Source organism: Vibrio sp. 779(2023) (assembly GCF_033344285.1).
Lineage (GTDB): Bacteria > Pseudomonadota > Gammaproteobacteria > Enterobacterales > Vibrionaceae > Vibrio > Vibrio alginolyticus.
Genome location: NZ_JAWPOM010000101.1, coordinates 1 through 1,409, shown reverse-complemented (window position 1 = coordinate 1,409; position 1,409 = coordinate 1). Strand labels below are relative to the sequence as shown.

At 49.0% G+C, this 1,409-nt stretch carries 1 protein-coding gene; it reads right to left on the bottom strand.

Going from position 1 to position 1,409, the window contains the following annotated elements:
* On the bottom strand, positions 1-1,409 hold a 1,409-nt coding region (locus R8O70_RS25240), incomplete at both ends, for an ATP-binding protein (protein ID WP_318184465.1).

The window sequence follows — 1,409 nt, the reverse complement described above, 5'->3', positions numbered from 1 at the left end:
GAGCGCTCGCCACAACACCGATTTCGACAGGTTCGCTTTCTTCAAGTGGGATGGAGAACCAGAAACGGCTGCCTTCGCCCTCTTCTGAGTCGACTTCTAGCACGCCGCCCATGGCTTCTACGATGCGTTTGCTGATCGCCAAACCAAGCCCTGTACCACCGATTTGGTTCAGACCACCTTCTGCTTGCGTGAAGGCATCAAACAGAGTTTTCTGATCTTTTTTCGAAATGCCGATACCTGTGTCTGAGACTTCAAATAGCACTTGCGATTCGTCTTCTGGATTCAGGCTGACGTAAATATCAATTTCACCGTCTTCAGTGAATTTGATTGCGTTACCCACTAGATTGTTCAGCACTTGGCTAATGCGCGTTACATCCCCTTTCCAGTATCGGCTGACGTCACTTTCAATGTGGTAAGAGAACAGCAGTTGCTTCTCTTGCGCTCGGCTGTTCATCAGTTGGAACGTGTCTTCAACCATTTGATGTAGGTCGAAGCCCAAGCGGCGAATCTCAAGATGGCCGGCTTCAATTTTCGAGTAATCCAGAACGTCATTTAAGATAGCCAGCAAGGTTTTACCACTGCGGTTGATGATCTCCGCGTAACGCTTTTGAATTGGATTTAAACCAGAATCCATTAACAAACGAGCGGTACCGAGCACGCCGTTCATCGGCGTTCGAATTTCATGGCTCATTGTCGCTAAGAAGGCTGATTTCGCGCGGCTCGCCTGCTCGGCTTCATTACGCGCCTGAGCGTGGTTCACGACCTCTTCATTCAAGCGCAGGTTTGCTTGTCTCAACTGCGAAGTGCGCTGCTCAATCAATTCTTCAAGGTGTTCTTTGTGTTCTTCCAGATCCCGTTTGGCTTTTGCTTCCCCTTCTGCCACCACTTTGAGCGCTTGGGCGGTATTGCGGGCGGTGATGATAGCTTGCCCCATGTGCGCGAGTTCGTCTTTGCCTTTAACTTCTAGTTCAACAGCCAAGTTACCTTGAGCAACAGAAAGCAGCGCAGCAGAGTATTCCGCCAGACGTTTCACTACCGACACGTACACCACGCGCCAAAGGATAAGCACAACCACAATCAAACCGACAATCGAGATCACCGTTAGCGACCATTGGGCAAATTTCAGGGTATTGGTCAGCTGGTCAACGGCAAACGTGGTGGTTTTGTTGGAATCGTCCACCAGCTTGTTTACGGTGCTGTTCAATTCAGAAAACAGCTCCAGCGTTTTTTGCATCAACTGTTGAGATTGTTCGTTGTTTTCGTATTGTTGCAGCAAAATGGTAAATACAACTTGGCGCTTACCGAGCTCGGTGAGCAATTGGCTCATCTGCTTTGAACGTGTTGGGTCTTCGACCGCTAAGACGCGGCGTTTCATGATCTTAAGATTGTTTTCAAACGCCGTCTGGATT